This window comes from Tenacibaculum sp. nBUS_03 (assembly GCF_051201695.1).
Taxonomy (GTDB): Bacteria; Bacteroidota; Bacteroidia; order Flavobacteriales; family Flavobacteriaceae; genus Polaribacter.
Window position 1 is genome coordinate 2,726,951 of the sequence record NZ_CP179214.1, and the last position, 20,943, is coordinate 2,747,893.

Consider the following 20,943-nt stretch of genomic DNA (forward strand, 5'->3'; position numbering starts at 1 on the left):
GGAATTTTGCCAAGCATTTAATAACAAATTAGATTAGATAATGAAAAAAATTAAAAATGTATTACTTGTGGCTTTGTTTTTTATAACTGCTACAGTTATAGGACAAACCAAGATTACTGGTGTTGTGGTTGACGAAATGGGGGAGCCATTACCAGGAGCAAATGTTCTAGTTAAAGGAACTACAAATGGAGTTGGAACTGATTTCAATGGTAAGTTTACATTGAGTTCAAAATCAAATTCAGGAGTAGTAGTGGTTTCTTTTGTTGGTTATGATACTAAAAATGTATCTTTCACATCTGCTAAAACTAACTTAGGCCAAATTCAATTAGAACCATCTAATGTACTAGGAGAAGTAATTATTACAGGTGTAATTGATGTTGCAAAAGATAGAGAGACTCCAGTAGCAGTTTCTACTATTAGAGCTGAAGAAATTCAAGAAAAATTAGGGTCTAAAGAGTTTCCAGAAATATTAAACACAACTCCTTCTGTTTATGCAACAAAACAAGGTGGTGGTTTTGGAGATGCTAGAATTAATATTAGAGGATTTGATCAGAGTAACACGGCTGTAATGATTAATGGTATGCCTGTAAATGATATGGAAAATGGTTGGGTGTATTGGTCTAATTGGGCTGGTTTATCAGATGTTACCTCTGCTATGCAAGTTCAAAGAGGTTTGGGTTCATCTAAATTAGCAATTTCATCAGTCGGTGGAACTATCAATGTATTAACTAGATCTTCTGATAAGAAAGAGGGAGGAAGAGTTTATGTTGGATTAGGGAATGATAATCGGTTAAAGACAACTGTGTCTTACAATACGGGTGTCTTAGAAAATGGAATGTCTGTTTCAGCTTTATTTGGAAGAACTAATGGAGATGGTTATGTTGATGGAACAAGTTTTGAAGGGTATAGTTATTATTTAGCATTAGGATATAAAAATGATAATCATGATTTTCAGTTTACAATTACTGGTGCTCCACAAAGACATAATGGACGTGGATTTGCACCTTCAATAAATGATTATATTAAATATGGTGGAAATAGTAATGAGCCTAATAGAAGATATAATTCTGATTGGGGATATAGAAATGGTAAAGAAGAAACTTTTGGAGGGAACTTTTATCATAAACCTATAGCATCTTTAAATTGGGATTGGAATTTAAATGATAAATCTAAAATTTCTTCTGTTTTATATGCTTCTTTAGGAAGAGGTGGATCAGTTGGTGCAATAGGTAGAATTAGAGGGAAGCAATTTTTTCAACTTAGAGACAGTAATGGGTTATATCGTTTTGATGATATAATAGCTTATAATTCCGGGGATACGGTTGCTGATATAGGGACTAGAGATGTTTATTCAGGTGATGCAGGTGGGCCAACCTCTATTAATGGTAAGTATATTAACGGTAACAATAATCCTGGTCAACATTTTCCTGGAGACAAATCATGGACAAGAGGTTCTGAGAATGGTATTTCTCAAAGATCATCTGTGAACTCACATAACTGGTTTGGTATAATTTCTAATTTTAATACTGAATTAAGTGAAGAGTTAACTTTTGATTTTGGGGTTGATTTAAGGACTTATAAAGGGATTCACTACAGAAGGCTAGTAGATTTATTAGGGGCTGACGCATATATAGATAATGATAATATTAATGCTTTAGGAACCGTTATTACGCAAACTAATGAGGCATCAATAGGTAATGTTTGGAATGTATTTAAAAGCGTCGATGACGAACAAAAAATTGATTATTATAATGAAGGAAAGGTTAATTGGTTAGGAGCTTTTTCTCAATTAGAGTATAAAAAGGATGATATATCTGCATTTATTCAAGGTGCTGTTTCACGTCAAGGATTTCAAAGAATTGATTACTTTAATTATTTAGATTCTGATCCAAATCAAACTTCTGACTGGCAAAACCTTTGGGGAGGTAATATTAAAGGTGGAGTTAACTGGAATATAAACGAAATGCATAATGTATTTGTAAATGGGGGGTATTATTTAAAGCAACCTAATTTCGATGCTGTTTTCCCTAATAGAACTAATAATGATGTAAATGAAGGCTTAACTAATGAGAAAGTTTTAGGTCTAGAAGTTGGTTATGGATTTAGACATGAAAATTATAAGGTAAATGTAAATCTATATAGAACTTCATGGAAAGATCGTTTTTTTAGTAGTGCAGTAACTTTTAATAGAGGACTTTCTAATGAAGTTAGAGGAACAGCTAATTTACAAGGAGTAGAACAGATTCATATGGGAATGGAAATAGATGCTACTGCTAACTTTGGACCTTTAACTATTAATTTAATGGGATCAATAGCTAATTATGAGTATGGAGCTGATGTTACTGCAACGTATTTTGATCAAAATAATGACCCTATTTTAGTAGGAGGAACACAACAAGTAAATACATTATATTTAGATGGGAAAAAAGTTGGAGATGCACCTCAAACGACATTTAGGCTGGGATTTGACTACAAAATAATGGAAGGATTAAAGTTTGATATTAGCAATTTCTATGTAGGTGATTTATATGGTGGAGGAATAGATCCAGAATCATTTGGAGTACAGAATAATGCATCTGCTGCTGATATATTGGAGGCTAAGAATAGGCAAACTATTAGTTTACCCGGTTATTCGTTAATAGATACAGGTTTATCTTATAAGTTTAAATTTAGAAATAGTTCATCTGTAGGAGTAAGATTTAACATTAGTAATTTAACTGATGAACTTTATATTTCTGAGTCTGATACTAATACTGAAGCTAAAGTGGGTGATACAACATGGAGAGGTGTAAATACCAGAAATAGAGTATACTTTGGTTTAGGAAGAACTTGGAACATTGGACTTAAATATACATTTTAATTTAATTACTAATTAAATAAAATTTAAAACCACCTCATATGAGGTGGTTTTTATATATACATAAATTTAGTAAATTTGTGCCCAATTAAAATTTAACAAAAGATGATTAAGAGTAATAATTTATTTGGTTTTTTGATAGTGTTATTTTGTATTTTAACTAGCACTACAAAAACTTTTTCAAAAGATAATTCCCCGATTACTTCTACAGATAAAACATCTAAAATTAAATTACAAGATGATGTAATTGAATATACTTTAACAGATGCTGATTATGCTTTAGTAGGTAATGGTTTTAGTAATTTTGATATAAGAGAAGGATATGATGAAGAAACAGTAATGGTAAGATTGGCTAAAATAAGTAAGATTTTATTAAATAATTTCCCTGACCATAAAAAAGGTCAAAAATTAGCAGTTTCTTATAATGTTTGGAAACCCGGAGATGATGTGTTTGTAATGAATGTAGAGTTTAACGGAACTAAATACGTTTTGCAAAAAAAATAAAAGGTAACCAATTAATCATTAAACAATGAAAAAGCTAGATATTTTTATATATCTAGCTTTTTTGTTTTTTAATAATTGATAAGAATAATAGAGTAGTGTTTAATAAGCTCTTTTATCATTTCCTTCATAAAAATTAATAAAAGCTTGGTTTACAACTCTATGACCTCCATCAGTAGGGTAATCTCCTGTAAAGTACCAATCACCTAAGTTTTCTGGGCATGCTTTGTGTAATTTACTAACGGGTTGATAAATAACTTCAACACTTGATTTAATTTCTGGAGTTTTAAGCATCTCTGCTATTTTTGCAGAAATTTGTTCGTCAGTAAAAGGAGCGTACACCTCTTTTACATAATTAACAATATCTTTATCAACATTGTTTTGTTGCTCTATACACTTCTGATACACATCATATACTATATGGTATTGGTTTGTCTCTTTAAGTAGCTCTAAAGCGGCTTTAAAAGCTATAAAATCACCTATTCTTGCCATGTCTATACCATAACAATCAGGATAGCGAATTTGTGGAGCAGAAGACACAATTACAATTTTTTTAGGTTGTAGCCTGTCTAATATTTTAATAATACTTTTCTTTAAGGTCGTTCCACGAACAATGCTATCGTCTATAATAACTAAATTATCAGTAGGCTTTACAACTCCATAGGTAACATCATATACATGAGCAACTAGGTCGTCTCTACTACTATCATCTGTAATAAAAGTTCTTAGCTTAGCGTCTTTAATCGCTATTTTTTCAAATCGCGGACGAGAAGATAAAATTTCAATAACTTTTTCTTTTGATAGTTTACCACCACCTGCTAAAATAGCATCTGTTTTTTGTTGATTTAATACATCTTCAGCAGCTTCCATCATTCCAAAAAAAGAGGTTTCAGCTGTATTGGGTATATAAGAAAAAACGGTATTTTTTATATCATTATTGATAGATTTTAATACTTCAGGAAACACAAATTTCCCTAAATTTTTTCGCTCTTCATAAATACTAGCATCGCTACCTCTAGAAAAATAAATACGCTCAAAAGAGCATGCTTTTTTAGGTCTTTGTTCAAGAATAGGAGCCATTGTAGTTTTTCCGTTTTTCTTAATAATCAAAGCATGACCTCTGTCAATTTCTTTGATTTTATCAATTTGAACGTTGAAAACTGTTTGAATTACTGGGCGTTCAGAAGCAACTACTACTACTTCATCATCTTGATAATAAAAAGCAGGTCTTATAGCTGCAGGGTCTCTTAAAACAAATGCATCACCATGTCCTAATAAACCAGCCATTGCATATCCTCCATCCCAATTTCTTGATGAACGTTTTAAAATGCGTTGTATGTCTAGGTGCTCTTCAATATATGGAGAAGCATCTTTTTTGTTTAAACCAACATCTTTAGCTTTTAGGTATGTGTCAGAAACTTCGTCCTCCAAGAAGTGGCCTATTTTTTCCATTACTGTTACAGTATCGGTAGATTCTTTTGGATGTTGCCCTAAATCAATTAATTCTTTCATTAATTGTTTAGAGTTCGTCATATTAAAATTACCAGCAACAATTAAACTTTGGTGTCTCCAGTTACTTTGACGAAGAAAAGGGTGAACATTTTCAATACTATTCCCTCCAAAAGTACCATAACGAACATGACCTAAAAATAAATTTCCTATATATGGCATATTTTCTTCTTGCCATTGAACATCATCAATTTTATCAGGATTTTTTTCAAAAATTCCATTGATTCGTTCATTGACTTGACCAAAAATATCTTGTATTGGTTGCGATTTATTTGAGCGAACTCTACTAATATATCTTGTTCCTGGTTCTACATTGAATTTGATACTTGCCATTCCAGCTCCGTCTTGACCACGATTATGCTGCTTTTCCATAAGCAAATACATTTTATTAACTCCATAAAATGCGGTACCGTATTTTTCCTTGTAGTATTCTAAAGGTTTTAATAGCCTTACCATGGCAATCCCACATTCATGTTTTAAAGCGTCGCTCATTTATAAAAGTGTTTATTAGTTGTGTTTGTTAGTGTTGTTATGTATAAAAAAATCCGCAGTTTATCTGCGGACTTGTATATTATGATAATTCTATGTCAAATTGCGTTAACTCTTTAAACGCTTGTAAGCGTTCTTGAACTTCGTCTTTCGTAAGTTCTTCCATTCGTTGGGTTCCAAACTTTTCAACACAAAAAGAAGCTAAGTTTGAACCATAAATAATGGCATTTTTCATATTCTCAAACGAAATATCTTCAGTTTTTGCTAAAAAACCACAAAAACCACCAGCAAAAGTATCACCAGCACCAGTTGGGTCAAAAACTTCAGCTAAGGGTAAAGCAGGGGCAAAAAACATTTTCCCCTCATTAAATAAAAGGGCTCCGTGTTCTCCTTTTTTAATTACCACATATTTAGGTCCCATTTCATGAATTTTATTAGCTGCATTTACTAAAGAATATTCACCACTTAATTGTCTAGCTTCTTCATCATTAATAGTAATTACATCAACACGCTTTAAAACTTCGTGTAAATCATTTAAAGCAATATCCATCCAAAAGTTCATAGTATCTAAAACTACTAAATTTGGTCTTTTATTCATTTGATCTAGAACAGAAGCTTGAGTTAATGGGTGTAAGTTACCTAACATTACAATTTCTGAATCTTTGAAAACTTCGGGAACTACTGGTTTAAAATGTTCTAAAACATTTAATTCAGTAATAAGAGTATCACGAGAATTCATGTCATTATGGTACTTACCACTCCAAAAAAACGTTTTACCATCTTTAATAATCTCTATTCCATCGGTATTAATTCCTTTATTCTTCATCATAGTTAAATATGATTCAGGGAAATCGCCACCAACGACAGAAACCACTCCAGTTTCAACGCCAAATTGAGCAGCAGCCAAACTTACAAATGTTCCTGACCCTCCTAAAATTTTATCTGTTTTACCAAAAGGTGTTTCAATAGCATCAAAAGCTACAGTACCTACCGCTAATAATTTACTCATAAGTTTAATTTAACCTTTCCAAGAGGAAAGAACTTTTACTTTTTTAAGTCAGATTTTATAATGATACCTAACAAAAATTAATAATTATATTCACTTTATTTTTTAAAGACATAAAAATGCCTTTTTTGTCGTAATTTTGCATTTTTAATACAAAACCAGTATTTGACTGTGCAAAAATAGTTTTAAAAAATGACTATCAAAGAAATACAAGAAGAAATTATTGATGAGTTCTTAATGTTTGAAGACTGGATGGAACGTTATGAATATATTATTGAGTTAGGTAAATCATTAGCTTTAATTGATGATACCTACAAATTAGAAGAGAATCTAATAAAAGGATGTCAATCTAAAGTATGGTTACATTCTAACTTAAAAGGAGATATTGTTACTTTTACTGCTGATAGTGATGCTATTTTAACCAAAGGTATTGTGGCATTATTGTTAAGAGTTTTTTCAAACCAAACACCTAAAGCTATCATAGAAGCTGATACTGGCTTTATCGATGAAATTGGACTGAAAGAGCATTTAAGTCCAACAAGGGCAAATGGCTTAGTATCTATGGTTAAGCAAATAAAAATGTATGCGATAGCTCAACAAACTAAACTGACAAACTAAAATACTAAATTATGACAGAAGAGAATTTAGAAGATTTAGGAGATAAAATAGTACGCGTAATAAAAACAATTTTTGATCCTGAAATCCCTGTAGATATTTATGAATTAGGATTGATTTATGATGTTTTTATTTCAGATGAAAATGATGCAAAAATTTTAATGACGTTAACATCTCCTAATTGTCCCGTAGCTGAAACTTTACCAGTAGAGGTAGAAGAAAAAGTGAAAACGTTAAAAGAAATTAACAATTGTGAAGTAGAAATCACTTTTGACCCTACTTGGACTCAAGATATGATGAGTGAAGAAGCAAAGTTAGAGTTAGGACTCTTATAAGTATACAAATGGCTGAAGAAATTGTAAATAGAGTAGCAAATAGTAAACTTATTACTGTTGATTTAGAAGATTATTACCCAAAAGGTGCTAGGGTTGTTTTTGATATTAAAGATTGGCTTTTTCAAGAGTTAATTTTAAAAGAAAAAGACTTTAGGCAGAATGTTAAAAATCATGATTGGTCTCAATATGAAAATTCTTATGTTGCTTTAATTTGTAGTTCAGATGCTATCATTCCTTCTTGGGCATATTTGTTGTTAACTACTGAATTGTCGCTTTATGCTAAAAAAGTAGTAATTGGTAATTTAGAGCTACTTGAAACTGTTTTGTATCAAAGAATAATAAATGAACTTGATGTTAGTAGTTTTAAAGATAAGCCTGTAATAATTAAAGGGTGTGCTAATAAACCTATCCCCCCTTCTGCATATACTTTGCTAATTGAAAAAATTCAACCTACAGCAAAAACCATTATGTTTGGTGAAGCATGTTCAACAGTACCTTTATTTAAAAGAAAATAATTAATCTTATTTGTAAAGCAATTGTAAAATGAAGAAAATTCTTTTTACGTTATTAATTAGTTGTTCATTAATTAGTCTTTCTCAGGAAAAAAAAGATAGTATTTCAAAAAAATGGGATGTAACAGGTAAGCTCGTTTTTTTGTTTAATCAATCTACATTCTCTAATTGGGTTGCTGGTGGTAGCAATACTATTGCTGGAAATGTTGCTATAAATTATGACTTTAATTACAAGAAAAGTAATTGGCGTTGGGATAATAAAGTTACTTCAATTTATGGATTAAGTTATGTAGATGGTCAAGGAATAAGAAAAACAGGTGACCGTTTTGAATATAATTCTCTTTTGGGGTTGAAGGCAAATAATTATTGGTTTTTTTCTTTTTTAAGCAATTTTAAAACTCAATATTCAAGAGGATACGATTATAAAAAGACACCCAAGTTACCTATTTCAGATTTTTTATCACCTGCTTATTGGAGTTTTGGACCAGGTATGTTGTGGAAAAAATCAGATAATCAAAAAATAAATATAGCGCCAGCTACGTCAAGGTTTACCTTTGTTTCTGACGAGTTTTCAGGAAAGTATGGTGTGCCTCTAGGAGATAATTCAAGTTTTAGTTTAGGGTTTGATTTATCTGCATATTTTAAGTTTGATGTTATGCAGGATGTACAAATGGAGAATATTTTAACTGTTTACTCTGATTATTTAAATAGCCCTCAAAACATTGATATTGATTACCAAATGAGGTTTTTTATTAAGGTAAATGAGTATCTTTCTATGAATTTAGGTTTTCACGCTGTAATAGATGACAATGCATCTAGTAAAATACAGTTTAAACAAGTGTTTGGTTTAGGCTTAAATTATATTTTTCATAAAAGGTGACTTTTATAAAATAAGCTTGTCTTAAGTAAAAGTAAAGGTGTATTTTTATACACTTAAAATTTAAAATATTTTAAAAGTGATGAAAAAAATAGTAACTATCGCCATTTTATTTGGAGCGTTAATAGTTAACGCTCAAGAAAAAAAAGAAGAACCAAAAGAAGGTTGGAAAAAAGGAGGGAACATTTCCTTTTTATTCAATCAGTCTGCATTTAATAATTGGTTAGCTGGTGGAGTGAATAATATCTCGGGAACATTAGGGATAAATTACGATTTCAATTATGTTAAGGGAGATTGGACTTGGGATAATAAAATTATTGCTTCTTATGGGTTAACAAAAATAAAAAATGAAGGAGCTAAAAAAACAGATGACCGTTTAGAGCTTAACTCTTTAGCCGGTAAAAAAGCTTCAGGTAATTGGTTCTATTCTGCTTTTTTTAATTTTAAAACTCAAATGTCTTCAACTTATGCTGGAGATGTTCAGCAATCTCACTTCTTTTCTCCTGCTTATTTTCAGTTTGGACCAGGTATGCTATGGAAAAAATCGGATAATCTAAAAGTTAATATTGCACCAGCAACTTCAAAGTTAATTGTTGTTGATAAACAATTTACTACCGGTTTACCTGCGGGGGTTAGTTACTTTGGTGTTAAGTCTGGAGAAACTACTAGATATGAACTTGGAGCGTCAATAAATGGATATTATAAGATAAATATAATGGAAAATGTATCTGTTGAAAACATTTTAAATTTATATAGTAATTATTTAGATGAAGCTAAAAATATTGATATTGACTACACAGTTAACGTTGTAATGAAAATCAATAAATATCTTTCTGCTAATTTAGCGCTACAAACAATCTATGACGATAATGCATACGAAGGTTTTCAAACAAGAGAAGTTTTTGGTTTAGGAGTGAACTATAATTTCTAAACAAATAGAAAAACAATATTTAAAGACTGTCTTTTTAGACAGTCTTTTTTTGTTATAATTTGTATACATTAAATTCTAGCCTAGAAAGTAAAAATTGTTTTTGGCATAAAATTTGGAAATGCTTAAGCATAACCATAATAATTAGTGCTTATGAAACGTATAAAATTACTTTTACTATTAATAATAGCAGGAACAACAATAACCTCATGTGTTATTGTAAATGATGAATTTATAGATGATACCGTTTCATTAAATGAGTTTATTTCTAGTTACGATTTATGGTACATTGATTATCACAAAACAGAAGGACGTGGTGATGTTCCTTTTATATCAAAAGCTTTCACAGTATCATTTTTAAACGGAAGAATGTATGCAAATAATAATATTGCAGATATAGGGAAAACAGGAAATGGACTTGGAATCTCAGTTGGTAGATATAATGTTTTTAATAACATCCTTGAAACAAGTCATAGCTTAGATGGAAATTATGATTTTGAAGTGATTCAATTATCTGAAAATGAAATAAAAATTAATTATTTGTCACAAAATGTTAGTTATTATTTGGTGGGGTACCAGGTTAACAACTTTGATTATAATAAGTTGTTTTATGAGAATATAGAATATTTTTTACAAGAATATATAGCTTGGGAAAGAACTGATACAGAAGGAGGAACCCCAAATGTATTTGATAAAGAACATTTTTTGCAATTTACACCAGAAAATGATGTGACTTTTTATTCTTCACATGACATGTTTGGCACAAATATTGATAACATAAGTTGGGATTTCATCGGAAGTTATGAAGTAGCTGATGTTATTGGCTATAATGATCTTAAAGTTTTAACACTTAATTATGATGGTGGAGATACTGAGAAATTTGATTTAAGCGTTATAAATGATGAAACAGTGTCTTTATATCATTGGAGATCTAAAACAAGGTATACATTTTCTGGAAGAGGATTTGTACAATATTTAAAAGGAGAAAAGAAAAGAGGTACGAAAGCAGTTGTAAGGAACAGTGGGAGAAAACGTACTAAGATAAAAAGACAAACTGTTCAAAGAATGGTTTTAAAATAAAGTTTGGTTAGTTGATTTTTGGTTGGTTATTTTTAATAACCAATTGAAATAAACCGCTCCGGTAGGGGCGGTTTTTTTGTTTTTTATATCCCTTCGTTTACATAAAAAAATTATCTTTATAAAAATTACAAAAAATGAAAAAAACTGCTTTTATAACAGGTGCTACATCCGGAATAGGAAAAGCAACAGCTGTGTTTTTTGCTAAAAACAATATAAACTTGATTCTTTGTGGAAGGCGTAATGAGAAGTTAAAAATTCTTCAAAACGAACTGTCAAAGTATACCAAAGTACATACATTACAATTTGATGTTCGTTTTAAAAATCAAGTAGAAGAAGCGATTAATAGTTTACCGGATGACTATAAGAAAATAGATATCCTTATTAATAATGCTGGAAATGCGCATGGATTGCATTCTATCCAGGAGGGGAGTATTGAAGATTGGGATGCTATGATTGACGGTAATGTAAAAGGTTTATTATATGTTTCAAAAGCGATCATTCCTCAAATGGTTGAACGTAATGATGGGTTTATTGTGAATATAGGCTCTATCGCAGGAAAGGAAGTGTATCCTAATGGCAATGTGTATTGTGCGTCAAAATTTGCTGTAAATGCTTTAAATAAAGGAATGCGTTTAGATTTAAACAAGCATAATATTCGTGTATGCGCTATACATCCTGGTTTGGTTGAAACAGAGTTTTCAGAGGTGCGATTTAAAGGTGATACTAATAAAGCTAAAACTGTTTATCAGGGGTATAAAGCTTTGCAAGCTGAAGATATTGCGGATATTATTCATTTTGTTGTAACTAGACCTTATCATGTTAATATTGAGGACTTAATAGTGTATCCTACAGCTCAAGCGAGTGCCACAGTTTTAAATAAAAACTAGTAAAAGTGATTAATAAACGGCTTTTAATTAAGAACTTACTTTCTAAGAATGATGAAAATAGCTTTTATGATAAGAAGCAACAACTTTCATTAAGCTCAAGAGAAGGTAAGGCTAAGTTTATAAAGCATGTTTGTGCACTTTCTAATTCTAATCCACATAACAATTCATACATAGTTATAGGAGTAGAAGATGAGAAAAATAAAATTATTGGTGTTGATTTTTTTGATGATAGTAAAATTCAAAATTTAGTGAATGCCTATTTAAATAATCCGCCAAAAATTGAATATGAAAACGTACCATTCCCTAGATTACCTCGCTATAAAGTAGTAGGATTAGTTACTATATACCCTAATAATGAAATGTCATCATTAAAAAAAATAGCATGGAAGTACCCAAAAGGAGCTGTTTTTTATAGAAGGGGAAGTAATTCAATACCTGTTGAAGGTTTTTTTGAACTCAAAAATACCAATAAACCTGTTGTTGAAGCTATTGAAAAAAATGCTAGAAATAACATAGAGCTAACATTGAATGGTGTTTTTGATTTCTTTAAAAAGCATAAAAAAGAATACAATCCTCAATATAAGGTGTTTAAAGAGCAGTTTGTGTTGTGCTGGGCTGGTAAAGAAACGCTAATCAATAAAGAAGTATATTTCTCAAGAGTAGATATAGAGTTGGTCAATGAGCAAGTACGATTATTTTTTTCTGATTTAGACGATGTTCAAATTTCTTACAACGAGCATTCATTTATTATAACTGAATATATTTTATTAGGCATAGATACTAGTGAAAAAAGGTATCCATTAGAGAAAACAATTATTCACTTTAAAGATAATGGAATACACGATATTGCTACAGAGTTTTTGTTTGAACCACCTCAATTTAATAAAAAAATATTATATCATATTTATAATATTAATAATAGTATCGTCTCAAAAATTGAAAAAGGAATTTCTTTAACTTTAACTGAGAAAACAGATGTTTTAAAGCTCCCTACATCCTTTTTAATTTGTCATTTAAATGGTTTTTTTAAAGCTTCTGAACAATTAAAGAAGGCAAAAAACTACATTCGAGACTTAGAGGATAAGTCTACCTATATTAAATATAAGGAGGCACTTCGAATTATTCGAAAGGTAAAATATAATTAGCATAAAATTATCGCCTACCTCGTTTATAATTTCGATAATACAAGAAGACTAAAAATTTAAATAAAATTCAATTTAGAGAATTTTTTTTGTAAGATTTTGCTGTCGTTAACGCCTAGCCATTTATCTAAAATAGTAGCGTATACTTCTCTAAAATCAATACTGTAATTTAGATCTCCATTATTATCAAGGTTGGATAAGTCGGCCACAGGGTTATACATTCCCTGTTTTTTCAAGTTTTTTCCAATGACGAATACATTATTAGCAGTACCATGATCAGTGCCATTAGCAGCGTTTTGTTCTACTCTTCTTCCGAATTCAGAAAAGGTAAGGATGAGAACGTCTTCTAATGCGTTAGACTTCTCTAAATCCTCTACAAAAACTTGGATAGATTTAGCATACATATCTAATAAACGAGCTTGTCTATTCATTTGGTTTGCATGGGTGTCAAATCCGCTGAGGGCGGCATAGTAAACTTGGGTTTCCAAGCCAGAGTTGATGAATTCTGCAATGGTTTTCAACTGTTTTCCAAACACATTATTTGGATAGGTCATTTTAGATGCTTTTGTTTGACTCTTTTCATAAATATAGGCAGCAGACGACTTCGCATCAATCATAGTGTTGTATAAATATCCTAAATTGTGTTCATTCAAATGTTTTGTGTTGTAATGTTCTAAAACGTCCTTGAAAAAAGGTTGTTTGATAGATTGGTAAAAAAGTTTAGGGTTCGTAATGGCTAAACCATTTTGTTGCTCCCCTTTCAGCATTAGAGACAAACTTTCGTCTACTTCAATCGCAGCAAAAGGTTTGGATTTGGTAGCGTCTAGATATCTACCAATCCATCCACTCTGAAGGTACTCGTTGCTATCACTTGCCGTTTGCCAAATATCTGTAGAACGGAAATGCGATCGATTTGGATTTGGATATCCCACGCCATTTATAATGCTTAGATAACCTTTGTCGTATAAGGATTGGAGAGGCATTAAACTTTTATGTAAACCTACTTCGTCGTTAAGTTGGAGCAGCTGGTTTTTACGAATTCCAATTTTTTGACGTTTATTGAAATAAATATCATTAGTGAATGGAACTACCGTATTTAAGCCGTCATTTCCACCTTTCAATTGAATAATTACTATTTTTTTCGCATTAAAAATTGCCTTAGCATTTTGTTCGTACGCACGAATAAATTGCGGTATAAAAAACATTCCTCCAGTTGCTAAGGAAGTTCTTTGTAAAAATTTTCTTCTATCCATCTTTTATTTTTTTAACAAAGTTGATATTCCGGTAAGGACATTAATTGTACACATAAGTCTTGTTTAGACAAGGAAGTGTTTTTGCTAATTAGTTGAAGCGTTCCAGCGTTAATAGGTCCGGAGAGTATATTTTTTATAAACGCTTCGGTAGTGCCATTGCCATAATTATCCCTAAAGATTTTCCAATTAGGATTACTTTTTATGAATGCTTTTTTTCGCAGTCTGTCGGAGCTGTAGTTTTTGATATTGTCTTTCAATCCACCTAGCTCCGAATAGGAAATTTCGGCATTATTTAGTAAGATAGAAGGGAGTCGCAGTCGGGTTACAATAGTATTGCTGTCTATCCAAGTTTTGCCTCCTTTCCACCCTGCAACATTAGGTGGTTTTAATAAAGTTTGCCCTAATAGTTTTTGTATAAGCAATTGGTGTTTTTGTTTTACTACAGAAAAAGGTACCGTATTATGAATACCAATAATAAGTTCTATTGGAGATTTGATCTTTGCTCCTATATTTTTTTTGTCGTAAAACCAATTCGATTCTAGTATAAAACGCATGAGTTCTTCTATATCATATTTTGAAAAGAAAACCGCTGTCATTTCATCGATATGGCTTTTATTAATTTCAGGATTTACAAAATAACGGTAAATTTTCGAACAGATATAGGTTGCACATTGTTTCTGACTTAATATAATATCGATGATTTCGTCTCCATTGAAATTGCCAGTTTTTCCAAAAAAAGTTTTCGTTCCGTAATCGTGATGTTTTTTGCGTAAGGTAAATTCACCCTTTAAATTATGGTTGTATCCAGTAAAAGCTCTAGCACTTTCTTGTATGTCTGTTTCGGTATAATTTCCTTGCCCCATAGTAAAGAGTTCTAGTAACTCTCTTGCAAAATTCTCATTGGGTTTTCTCTTTTTATTTTGTTTGTTGTTGAGGTAGGTAAGCATGGCGGGGTCTTTCGACATCGCTTTTACAAAAGCTCGAAAATCGCCAAGTGCATACCTTCGCAACATATTATTATATTGCTGGGTGAAGAGAATATTTTTGCTTTCACAAACAAAATGATTAGCCCAAAACAAGGTCATTTTTTCCCTTAAAAGTTCAGAAGGATTAGCTAATCTATGGATCCAAGCAGCATTTAATTCTCGAATTTTTTTTCTACTGATTTTCATCAGTTCCTTTCTTTTGCTCTTCTTTTTTACATCCGATGGGCGGAGTTGCGTTAAAAAGGAAGTGTCAATGGTTAAGGGGGTGAAATTTTTAGAAGATAGAAGAATAGATTGGACCACCTTTTCTTTGGGAATAGAGGTCAATTCTTCCAGCTTATTTGGTGTAATACCAAAACCAATTCTGTTGTATAAGTGTTGTATATGTCTTACTTCCATAGTAGTAAGACCCTTTTTTTTTGTAAAAGTTTAATCTAAAAGTGCTACAACTCTTGCTGGTGCTGCTGAGGCGCCCACAATTTTCAGTGGGAATACGGCAATTTTAAATCCTGTTAATGGCAGTGCGTCTAGGTTAACTAGCTGTTCCATATGACAGTACTCCTTGTTTTTTCCGACCAAATGCGCTTCCCAAAATAATTCGGAATTGTTTGTTTCTTTTGCTTTTTCAATGAGATACGGAAGTGGTAAATCCCAACCCCAAGAATCAATCCCCATCACTTTAATTCCGCGATCAATCAACCATTCTGTGGCAGCAGCACTCATTCCTGTTCCTTTTTTGTGAAAGTCTTTCGTACCATTATACTTGTCTCTTCCAGTTTTTATAAGAACAATCATATTTGGTTGTAGCTCTAGTTTGTTTTCCTCTAAGAATTTAGTGATATCTGGAATGGAGATAGGATCAAAATCAGCTTTATGTTTCATGTCAATAACGATTCCCTCACCGAAGCACCATTCTAAAGGAATTTCATCAATAGTTTTTGATTTTTTACCATTGGTAGTAGGAGCGTAGTGCCAAGGCGCATCGATATGGGTAGTAGAATGCACTCCCATTTTTTGGATTGTATCGTCTGCCCAACCCGAAAAGTTTTTAGGGAATAGTCGGAAGGGTAGTCCTAGTATTCGAATCAACCACTTGGCTTTCTTGTGCGGTTTATGTTTAATCTTGACCCGCATAAACCATGGATCTTGTTTGTTGAATTGAATAGGTTTGGACAGGTCAATAATTTTCATAATTTAAAATTTGGTCTAGAAACAAAAGTAAATTAAAAATCCTCACTTTTACATGGGGGTTTTTAATTTATTTATGCGTCATTTCAAATAGGATTTCACCACCATTTGCAATGGCATTATGCGGTAACAGCCAGTTATCCAGTTTTTTTCCATTGACCGTAACGCTTTTTACTAATGTATTTTCCTCACTTTGATTACTAGTACGAATATCTAATGTTTTTCCATTTTCTAAATACAGGGTAGCTTTTAAAATATTTGGACTTCCAATAGCATAATCAGAGGAGCCAGGAGTTACAGGATAAAATCCTAAACTACTAAAGATATACCATGCACTCATTTGTCCAGCATCATCATTTCCACATAATCCTTCTACCGTATCGGCATACATGGATTTTAGGATCATACGAACGCGTTCTTGTGTTTTCTCTGGATGCCCTGTCCAGTTATAAAGGTATGGAATATGATGTCCAGGTTCGTTTCCGTGTACGTAGTTTCCTATGATACCATCCCGTGTAATGTCTTCATGTTGTGCGATGTACTTATCTTCTATTTCTGTGGTGAACAATTGGTCTAGTTGTTTACTAAACTTTTCCTTGCCTCCCATCATAGCAATCATGGTGTCTATATTTTGTGGTACATACAATCCATAATTCCATGCATTTCCTTCAATAAATCCCTGTCCATGCGTATCCATAGGGTCAAATTTTTCTCTAAATTTCCCATTGGATAATCGTGGTCGCATAAAACCAATAGATGGGTCGTAAACATTTTTATAATAGCTTGCTCTCTCGAGATATTCTTTTTCGATAGATTGGTTGTTTGCTTTTTTTGCAATTTGAGCGATACACCAGTCGTTATAGGCATACTCTAAAGTTTTAGAAACGGAACTATGGCTTTTGTCGTCAGGCACATAGTGATAATCAATATAATCTCCTATGCCATCAAAATATCGAACAGTCGCGGTATTCGTTGCTGCGTTCAAGGCGCGATTCACATCAAAATCTCCAACATTTTTAGCTAGTGCGTCTGCGATCACGGAGGTGGCATGGTATCCAATCATACACCAGTTTTCATTGGCATAATGACTCCATATAGGTAACATCTTATGTACACTTTGTTCTTGATGTGCCAGCATAGACTTGATCATGTCGTTGTTTCTTTTTGGTTGTGTTAAGTTGTATAACGGGTGCAGTGCTCTGTAGGTATCCCATAAAGAAAAAATAGTATAGTTGGTAAAACCATTAGAGGTATGAATATTTTGGTCCAATCCTCGATATTGCCCATCTACATCTTCGTAGAGTATGGGAGATAAACTGGTGTGGTATAAGGCAGTGTAAAAGGTAGTTTTGTCTTTTTCAGAAATAGTTTCTATATCGATTTTACGTAGTTCATTATTCCATTTATTCTCTGTTTCTGATTTCGTTTGTTCAAAGTTCCAATGAGGAATTTCGGCTTCCAAGTTTTTTAGAGCGCCATTGGTACTAACAGAGGAGAGTGCAAATTTGACTTTTATTTTTTCACCTTCTTCGGTATCGAAATTAAAATATGCCCGGATATCTTTTCCTGCCATCTCCGGGAAATTTTCGTTTTGTTTGAACCTTCTATAAAAGCCATCATAGGTTTCACGATCGTATTTTTTATGGCCATAGCTTTGGAACGGTTTGGAGAATTGCATTGCAAAGAATACTTTTTTGGTTCTTGCCCATCCTTTTGTTTGCCTGTAACCGGTTACTAAGCTATCGTTTTCAACACGAATAAATGTCCAAACATTTTTATTCTTATGATGGTATACATTATACACCATGTCTAAAATAATATGCGAGTTTTCTGATTTTGGAAACGTATATTGATGAAACCCTACGCGTTCGGATGCCGTTAACTCTGCTTTTATATTATAAGTATTTAGGTCTACTTTATAGTAGCCGGGAGAGGCGCTTTCATTGGCATGCGAAAAGGTGGAATAAAATCCTTTTTGGCCGTCTTCGGAAGAAACAGGATGTAGATTTAATTTACCAGTTGTAGGCATTACTAAGAAATCCCCCAGGTCCGCATGGCCAGTACCGCTAAAATTGGTATGTGCGAAACCAATTATGGTAGAATCTTTATATTGATAACCAGCGCAGTATTCATACGTTTCTTTATTGTAGGAGCCATCTTTCTGAAACATGGGAGCAAAATTCGTTTGTGGACTCAATTGTACCATTCCAAAAGGTGCTGTAGCACCAGGGAATACATGCCCCATTTTACTGGTTCCAATAAATGGATTTACATACTTTGTAAAAGTATTAGTTGATTTTTTTTTAACTATATTTCTTGTTGATTTTTTTTGACAGCTTATTCCCAAAATGGATAAGGCTAAAAGAAGAATTGTTTTAATTGAAGGTTTCATGGTTTTTTAATAAAAAGGTGTTTATATTGCTAAAAAAACAAAAAAACACTAAAAAAACATTATAATAATGTTTTTATATCAATAATTGTTAATTTAAAACAAAATATTTTTTTTTGTTTGTTAATAAACAGTTAAACAATAAAACCTTGATAAAATCAAGGTTTTATTGTTTAAAGAAAATTTATTTTTATTATTTGCCACCATCAAGTTTATCCTGCCATTCCTTTAGTTCTTTCCATTTGCCTTCATAAGCAAGTAGAGCTTGTTTTGGCCAGGTTCCAGGTTTGTGTATTTTGTACCTGTCTCCTCCACTTTTAAGTACTTCTTGGCATTTTTCTATTGATGCTTCACTTAAAGATTTCCAAGTTTTAATTCCGAAATTATGAAAAAGACCTTCAATTTTTGGACCTATTCCTTCTACTACTTTTAAATCGTCTTGCTTTACTTTTTTACCAAAAGCAGCCTTTGCATCAGCAGGATTAAAAGGAACTATATTATCCGCTGCGTTGTTTGTTAAGGAAGATGAGATGTTTGCTTTTGCAGTTTTTAAACTAGTTTCTAAATTTAGAGCGTTTTTAGTGCAAATATCTAAGTTTGTTTGTAATGTGGATTTTGATTTTGAACAAGTTGCTAAGTCAGCTTCTAATTTTGCTATTTTATCATTCAGTGTATTATTGTTGCTTTTTTTACTGGTTCCTAATAAATATCCTAGAAAAGCACAAATGGCACCAACTAATAATGGAATTAACCAACAAGGTATAGGGTTTGCTAATAAAGTCATGTTTTAAATTTTTATGATTATTTTAATTAATAGTTACTTCAATTCTTCTGTTTTTTGCTTTGCCCTCTTCAGTTGTATTATCTGAAATAGGGTTGTTTTGACCTTTAGAAGTAGCAGTTATTTTTTGAGATGAAATTCCATTTTTAATTAAATATGTTTTTATGGAGTTAGCTCTTTGTAAACCTAGCTTCATATTTCTATCCTTATTTCCTGTATTATCTGAATGGCCAGTTACTTGAATTGTAACATCTAATTTATCAACACACTTAGATATATCTGCAAATTTTTGTCGTTGTTGGGGGGTTAAATTAATACTTGATTGCCCTGTTTTAAAGTATATAAGCAAAGGGTTTTCTTTAATGATTTCACAAGCTTTTTTCAAAGCTTCATCTTTATCATTTCTTAAATTTTTATCAGTTTTTGTGAAAATATCAAGTTGTAAAGGGCCAAATAAAACATTGTTGGCGTCAGGAACTATGTCGTTATTTAATTTTCCATACGTGTTAATTATTTTTGACGAAATGTTTTGAGAAACCATATAATTTTTAACTGAGTTAGCTCGAGCCAATCCTAAGTTAGGAAATGCTGAATTGTTAACTTCGTTATCCATATAATAACCAGTAATGTTAAGTTGCTTGTTTTTATTTGAGTCTAAATATTCTTTAATCATTGAAATCCCATTGTTTAAAGAACTAGATACAGAATCATGAATGGAAAAATTAGAGGTGTTGAAATTGAAATTTTCATTGATTTCATACGCAAAGTTTCCGTTCGTATCTTTAATACTTAAAGGTAGCAAAGTTGGGTGCTTAATTTTAGGTTTACTTACTTCTCCATTACTTGTTTGTTGTTCTTTTTGTGTAGGACTAGTACATTTTTCAGCATAGCAAACAGTACAACATAAATACCAATATAAAATTGATCCAACAATAATGGTTAGCAGAATACCTAATAAATAAATTGATTTTTTACTCATTAGTTGATTGTTTAAATTATTGATTGTTAAATTATTAAAAATTAATTGAAAAATAAAATTTTGTTTTTCACGAAATTTTAAGAGTTACTGCTAAATAAATGTTAAGATGTGTGAGTTACTGAAACACTTCTATTAAAATGAAGTCTTATAAGAAACATCATTTAAAAATAATCTCATGAAAAAAATATTTTTTACAGCATTAATCGTTCTTGTATCTGCTAACACAATTAAAGCGTCTAATACAGTAGAGGCACCAATAAAAAACTCTATTGAGTACATAAAACTTAGTACATTTTGCGAAATGATAAAACAAGGAAATTATGAAAGTGTAAAAGCTTTTATTAATAACGGAACAAATATTAATAGAAAATCTATGGGGTTAACCCCTGTAATGTTTGCTGCCAGATATAATAAAGTAAAAATACTTAAGCTTTTAATTAAAAATGGAGCTAAGTTAACTACAAAATCAAATAGAGGGTATACCGCTTTAGAGTATGCAAAAATGTCTAAGGCTAATGAGGCTTACGAGGTTTTAAAAGCAGCCTTAGAAAACAATTAAAACCAATTTATAATTATTTGAATGAAGACTGTCTATAATAGGCAGTCTTTTTTATTTAAATTAGCAAAAA

General features: G+C 31.6%; 19 protein-coding genes. 11 read left to right on the top strand and 8 right to left on the bottom strand.

Translation table 11 applies throughout. The features are described from left to right. Positions 1-40: 40 nt before the first annotated feature. A complete protein-coding gene (locus ACMFBB_RS12640) occupies positions 41-2,860 on the top strand; it encodes a TonB-dependent receptor (protein WP_435261138.1) in 2,820 nt (939 codons plus the stop codon). A 102-nt stretch (positions 2,861-2,962) separates the two neighbouring features. After that, positions 2,963-3,361: a hypothetical protein gene (locus ACMFBB_RS12645; RefSeq protein ID WP_435261139.1), complete on the top strand. Its 399-nt coding sequence runs from the start codon at positions 2,963-2,965 to the stop codon at positions 3,359-3,361. Between the two features lie 99 nt (positions 3,362-3,460). Here the strand turns inward: ACMFBB_RS12645 and ACMFBB_RS12650 are convergent, their stop codons facing one another. Beyond that, positions 3,461-5,359: an amidophosphoribosyltransferase gene (locus ACMFBB_RS12650; RefSeq protein ID WP_435261140.1), complete on the bottom strand. Its 1,899-nt coding sequence runs from the start codon at positions 5,357-5,359 to the stop codon at positions 3,461-3,463. A gap of 79 nt (positions 5,360-5,438) precedes the next feature. Further along, the gene (locus tag ACMFBB_RS12655) at positions 5,439-6,365 is read right to left on the bottom strand and encodes a PfkB family carbohydrate kinase (RefSeq protein ID WP_435261141.1); all 927 of its coding nucleotides are present in this window, start codon (positions 6,363-6,365) and stop codon (positions 5,439-5,441) included. A gap of 189 nt (positions 6,366-6,554) precedes the next feature. Here ACMFBB_RS12655 and ACMFBB_RS12660 point away from each other — a divergent pair, with 189 nt between their 5' ends. From ACMFBB_RS12660 to ACMFBB_RS12695, 8 genes are all read left to right on the top strand, one after another. Next, positions 6,555-6,980, top strand: a complete 426-nt coding sequence (locus ACMFBB_RS12660) for a SufE family protein (protein WP_435261142.1) — start codon at positions 6,555-6,557, stop codon at positions 6,978-6,980. A gap of 11 nt (positions 6,981-6,991) precedes the next feature. Further along, positions 6,992-7,312, top strand: a complete 321-nt coding sequence (locus tag ACMFBB_RS12665) for a DUF59 domain-containing protein (protein ID WP_435261143.1) — start codon at positions 6,992-6,994, stop codon at positions 7,310-7,312. Positions 7,313-7,320: 8 nt separating this feature from the next. Beyond that, on the top strand, positions 7,321-7,827 hold the full coding sequence (locus ACMFBB_RS12670) for a DUF2480 family protein (RefSeq protein ID WP_435261144.1): 507 nt from the start codon (positions 7,321-7,323) through the stop codon (positions 7,825-7,827). A 28-nt stretch (positions 7,828-7,855) separates the two neighbouring features. After that, on the top strand, positions 7,856-8,704 hold the full coding sequence (locus ACMFBB_RS12675) for a DUF3078 domain-containing protein (RefSeq protein WP_435261145.1): 849 nt from the start codon (positions 7,856-7,858) through the stop codon (positions 8,702-8,704). Positions 8,705-8,783: 79 nt separating this feature from the next. Next, positions 8,784-9,632 carry a DUF3078 domain-containing protein gene (locus ACMFBB_RS12680; RefSeq protein ID WP_435261146.1) on the top strand — a complete coding sequence of 283 codons (849 nt, stop codon included), beginning with the start codon at positions 8,784-8,786 and terminating at the stop codon, positions 9,630-9,632. Between the two features lie 150 nt (positions 9,633-9,782). Continuing rightward, complete coding sequence (locus ACMFBB_RS12685; RefSeq protein WP_435261147.1) at positions 9,783-10,709, top strand: hypothetical protein; 927 nt, start codon at positions 9,783-9,785, stop codon at positions 10,707-10,709. Between the two features lie 134 nt (positions 10,710-10,843). Beyond that, positions 10,844-11,596: an SDR family NAD(P)-dependent oxidoreductase gene (locus tag ACMFBB_RS12690; RefSeq protein WP_435261148.1), complete on the top strand. Its 753-nt coding sequence runs from the start codon at positions 10,844-10,846 to the stop codon at positions 11,594-11,596. Positions 11,597-11,601: 5 nt separating this feature from the next. After that, the gene (locus tag ACMFBB_RS12695; RefSeq protein ID WP_435261149.1) at positions 11,602-12,741 is read left to right on the top strand and encodes an ATP-binding protein; all 1,140 of its coding nucleotides are present in this window, start codon (positions 11,602-11,604) and stop codon (positions 12,739-12,741) included. Between the two features lie 56 nt (positions 12,742-12,797). Here ACMFBB_RS12695 and ACMFBB_RS12700 read toward each other — a convergent pair whose 3' ends face one another. The 6 genes from ACMFBB_RS12700 to ACMFBB_RS12725 all read right to left on the bottom strand — a co-directional run bounded on the left by ACMFBB_RS12700 (position 12,798) and on the right by ACMFBB_RS12725 (position 20,314). Further along, entirely contained in the window at positions 12,798-13,991 is a 1,194-nt protein-coding gene (locus ACMFBB_RS12700; protein ID WP_435261150.1) for a DUF1501 domain-containing protein, read from the bottom strand. 11 nt (positions 13,992-14,002) lie between these two features. Further along, positions 14,003-15,376 (bottom strand): DUF1800 domain-containing protein, encoded by a 1,374-nt coding sequence (locus ACMFBB_RS12705; protein ID WP_435261151.1) that lies wholly within the window; start codon positions 15,374-15,376, stop codon positions 14,003-14,005. Positions 15,377-15,406: 30 nt separating this feature from the next. Continuing rightward, a complete protein-coding gene (locus tag ACMFBB_RS12710; protein ID WP_435261152.1) occupies positions 15,407-16,168 on the bottom strand; it encodes a cyclase family protein in 762 nt (253 codons plus the stop codon). Between the two features lie 67 nt (positions 16,169-16,235). Beyond that, positions 16,236-18,557, bottom strand: a complete 2,322-nt coding sequence (locus tag ACMFBB_RS12715) for a GH92 family glycosyl hydrolase (RefSeq protein WP_435261153.1) — start codon at positions 18,555-18,557, stop codon at positions 16,236-16,238. A 190-nt stretch (positions 18,558-18,747) separates the two neighbouring features. Beyond that, positions 18,748-19,338: a hypothetical protein gene (locus tag ACMFBB_RS12720; protein WP_435261154.1), complete on the bottom strand. Its 591-nt coding sequence runs from the start codon at positions 19,336-19,338 to the stop codon at positions 18,748-18,750. 22 nt (positions 19,339-19,360) lie between these two features. After that, positions 19,361-20,314 (bottom strand): OmpA family protein, encoded by a 954-nt coding sequence (locus ACMFBB_RS12725; protein ID WP_435261155.1) that lies wholly within the window; start codon positions 20,312-20,314, stop codon positions 19,361-19,363. A gap of 175 nt (positions 20,315-20,489) precedes the next feature. On the opposite strand from ACMFBB_RS12725, the gene ACMFBB_RS12730 reads away from it, so the two are divergent. After that, positions 20,490-20,873: an ankyrin repeat domain-containing protein gene (locus ACMFBB_RS12730; protein WP_435261156.1), complete on the top strand. Its 384-nt coding sequence runs from the start codon at positions 20,490-20,492 to the stop codon at positions 20,871-20,873. Positions 20,874-20,943 lie beyond the last annotated feature (70 nt).